This window comes from Mesorhizobium sp. M0317 (assembly GCF_040321555.1).
GTDB lineage: Bacteria > Pseudomonadota > Alphaproteobacteria > Rhizobiales > Rhizobiaceae > Mesorhizobium.
This window is the reverse complement of record NZ_JAMYRV010000091.1, coordinates 1-3,257: the sequence shown is the minus strand read 5'-3', so window position 1 is coordinate 3,257 and position 3,257 is coordinate 1. Positions and strand designations below refer to the sequence as shown.

Below are 3,257 nucleotides of genomic sequence, written 5' to 3'. Positions count from 1 at the left end.
AAACCGACGGTGGTCCGATAGAGAGTATCAAAGGTTCTCATAGCCACATCCTCCTTGAAGCAACATGGGTACAAGGGCGCCGCCCAGCAGCGCCGCCTTTTGCCAAGCCAATCGGCCTCGGCGGGAAACGAATTAGGAAGGCCCGAAAACGGGTTCAAGAGCCCTGTTCAGAAAATTTCAGAAGCCAGGCCATCATCCCGCTTCCAATAATTCGCAGCCGCTGAAAAGCAGCCGGCGGCAGCAAAACAGGCCTATTCTGAATTGTGAACGCAAATGGCAATTGGCTCGCCAATGGCAGTTGAATCAAGGAAATCGGTTCGTGGAAATACGCCGACTTCGGCATTGCGCATCAGCGCTCTCGCTCTGCGCATGCCTTCGGAACGTCGGATGGGCTCGTCAAGTACGCGGCTTCAGCCCAACCAAACGAGGAGCCAAAACAACGTTTCTAAAATGCCGGATTCCAACGAGGAAAATGGCACGGGCAGCAGGGCTCGAACCTACGACCTGCGGTTTTGGAGACCGCCGCTCTACCAACTGAGCTATGCCCGTACGCGCGTTTCAGCGCAGGCGCTTCCTAAAAGCTTCCGGGCGCGCTGTAAAGAGTTGTCTGACGCGCTTTCAGATCCTTTGCCGGAAATCCGGATAGGTGATGACCAGCCCGTCCCTGCCGATCTCGATTTTTCGCCTGCCTGAAGCCGCATGCCGGCGCTCAGCCCCCGGCCGGCGGCTTGTACGGCCCGCCCGGCACGCCCCAGCCCCAGGCCGGCATCGGTTCGGTCTGCGGGTCGCAGGTCTCGCCGAGGGTGGAGTTCATCTTGGCCAGCCGCGATCCCCACTCGACATAGCCCATGAAGGCGGAGCGGAATTCGGGATCGTCCGGCAGCCCGATCGCATCGGCGGCATCGGCAAGCAGGCTGATCCATCGACGGCGCTGTTCTTCGCTCAAATGCTTGCCGAGGTGGTGCATGACCATCTCGCGGTGACCGCCAAATTTCTCGCTGTAGGTCTTCGGCCCACCAAAAACCTCGCCGATAAAGGCCGCTACATGCGCGGGATGATCCGGCGACATGTGTTTGAACACCGGGCCGACCACCGGGTCCCGAGACACCTTGTCGTAAAAGGTTTCCGTCAGCTGGTTGAGGGCTTCGATGCCGCCGGCCCATTCGTAGAGTGTCGGGATATCCTGGCTCATTCTTGATCCTCCGCCAAGCCCGGCGCCTGCACGACGATAGCGGAAATCGCGCCCTGCTCAACCTGCCTCGATGGCGAGTGTGAACCCGCCACCTACAATTTGGCGGGCGCTCCGACTTCATGTCGCTGGCCGGCGTCGCCTTCGTCGGCTCCAGCACGCCCCGTCCGACCCCTTTCACTTCCATGGCAATAGGCACGATCAGCCATTGGACGACGGCACCACGCGGCAATTCTCAGGTTTCGGCGCCGATTTGCAGATGCTGGACCCCGTCAGCGCATCCACCGACTGGCGCCCGGTCGTCAGGCCGACCTCCAGCATCATGTCGGGTTCGAGCTGACGCTCGACCGAACTGCCTTGGAGCGCCCGGAACAAAGCGGGGCTGATCGCCATCTCGTCGAGGTAGGATTTGACCACCTGCTTCTGCCCCATCAGATAGAGGCTGAGCCGCGCCTGGGAACCGACAAGCCGCCTGGCGCCACCGGCCAGCATGAGCGCGCAGGCCGAATCGCAGTCGCCGTCGCCATCGACGCTCAGCCCGGCATAGGCGCCGTCCTTGGCCAGGCAATTCCACTCTGCCGGGTCGCAGCCGACGAAATCGGTGCGGGCAACGGCAACGTCGAGCTTCTTTTCATGGATGATCCGGCCCGCCGCCAGGGCGCCGGAGAGGTCGCCGCCTCGCGAGCTGATCACCACCGGCAGCCGCCGGTTGCCAAGCGTGGCGAGCAATTGGCTGAGTTTCTGCGGCGTCTGGGGCGTAATCGCGCCTTGCGCTGCAATCCATTCCGGGCAGTCGGGATTGCAGAGCGGGTTGCTGCCGCGAACCACGACAAAGCGCATGCCGTCATCGTGCGGCGCGCTCTCCGGCTTCACCGGCAGCGGCGCAGCCTTTGCCACGTCCGGCAGGCCGCCGGCTGGCTTGTTCGCCGGTATTTCCCGGCAATTCGGAGCCGGAAGATTCAGCCTGCACAGGCTTGCGCTGGTCAGCAAATCTGCAGCGTCGTCGCTGGTGACCAGCTTCATTGTCAGCATGTCGCTGAGGTCGATCTGCTGGATGTCGCTGGCCGGCGTGCTCTTCATCGTCTCGATGATGCTGAGGTCGACACCCATCTCCTTGAAATAGGCGGACAGCTTGCGCTCCACCCCCTTGCTCATCTCGTAGGTCTTGTAGCTGCCGGTGTTCTTGCGGCTGACGACCTTCTTGCTGATGACCCGCTTCTTGCCTTTCACGATCCGGTAGCGGACCTGATATTGCACGTTCATCTGCACGATCGTGGTCGTGATCTGGTGGACGCCGAGATAGGCCAGCGGCCCGACCAGGCGCCTGGTGCCGCCGGCCAGCATCATTGGACAAGCGGACGCGCAATAGCTGCCGAGCACATAGGGGCTGCCGATATAGTGCGAGCCTCTGGCGTCGTTCTCCTTGCAGTTTTTCATCCCCGGCTCACAGCCGACGAACCACGTCCTGCCGACCGCGATGTCGAGCTTGTTCTTGCGTATCATCCGGCCCATGGCGATGGCCGCATCGACATCGCCGCCCGGAGAGTTGATGACGATCGGCAATTTGCGGCCGCCGAGCGTTTTCAGGGCAGCCTTGAGCAGCGCCGGCGACTTGGCCGATATCGCACCCTCGGCCGATATCCATTCCGGACAGGTCGGCTCACAGCCCGCCGCGTCGCTGCGCACGACGACGAACCGCATCGGCGGATCCGGATCCGGCTCTGAATTTTTTGTCTCGGCCGCGAAGGCGGCACTGCCCACGGCAAACATCGACACCAGGCAGATCAGCCCCAGTGCCCACCATGACCGACTATGCAAACGGTGCTGTGGAACCATCCGACCAAGCCCTCAATGCAATCTATACTGTAGAGGCTCACAGACTTGCAACAGAGATTGGGAAGCCAAAACAGGCACATCTGGCCAACGAAAAAGGGCGGCCCGAGGGCCGCCCCTATCCGTTTCGATCCGGCGATGCCGGGCTCGATTACTCTTTGATGGTGACGACGATGCCGGCACCGACGGTGCGGCCGCCTTCACGGATGGCGAAGCGCAGCTTCTCTTCCATGGC

At 61.9% G+C, this 3,257-nt stretch carries 4 protein-coding genes and 1 tRNA gene; 1 reads left to right on the top strand and 4 read right to left on the bottom strand.

The annotated features are described in order from the left end of the window. Positions 1 to 224 (top strand): hypothetical protein (locus tag NKI88_RS31570; protein ID WP_352659302.1); only part of this gene is annotated, 224 nt, incomplete at its 5' end. A gap of 249 nt (positions 225 to 473) precedes the next feature. Here NKI88_RS31570 and NKI88_RS31565 read toward each other — a convergent pair. From NKI88_RS31565 to NKI88_RS31550, 4 genes are all read right to left on the bottom strand, one after another. Continuing rightward, positions 474 to 549: transfer RNA gene (locus NKI88_RS31565), tRNA-Trp, on the bottom strand. A gap of 160 nt (positions 550 to 709) precedes the next feature. Next, entirely contained in the window at positions 710 to 1,192 is a 483-nt protein-coding gene (locus NKI88_RS31560) for a group II truncated hemoglobin (RefSeq protein ID WP_352659300.1), read from the bottom strand. Between the two features lie 198 nt (positions 1,193 to 1,390). Further along, entirely contained in the window at positions 1,391 to 3,025 is a 1,635-nt protein-coding gene (locus NKI88_RS31555; protein WP_352659298.1) for a COG3904 family protein, read from the bottom strand. 148 nt (positions 3,026 to 3,173) lie between these two features. Continuing rightward, on the bottom strand, positions 3,174 to 3,257 hold an 84-nt coding region (locus NKI88_RS31550), incomplete at its 5' end, for an EF-Tu C-terminal domain-related protein (protein ID WP_455749504.1).

What these genes read in the sequence shown, in the direction of transcription:
- NKI88_RS31560 (WP_352659300.1), bottom strand. Translation starts at nt 1,192, where the DNA reads ATGAGCCAGGATATCCCGACACTCTACGAATGGGCCGGCGGCATCGAA.
- NKI88_RS31555 (WP_352659298.1), bottom strand. Translation starts at nt 3,025, where the DNA reads ATGGTTCCACAGCACCGTTTGCATAGTCGGTCATGGTGGGCACTGGGG.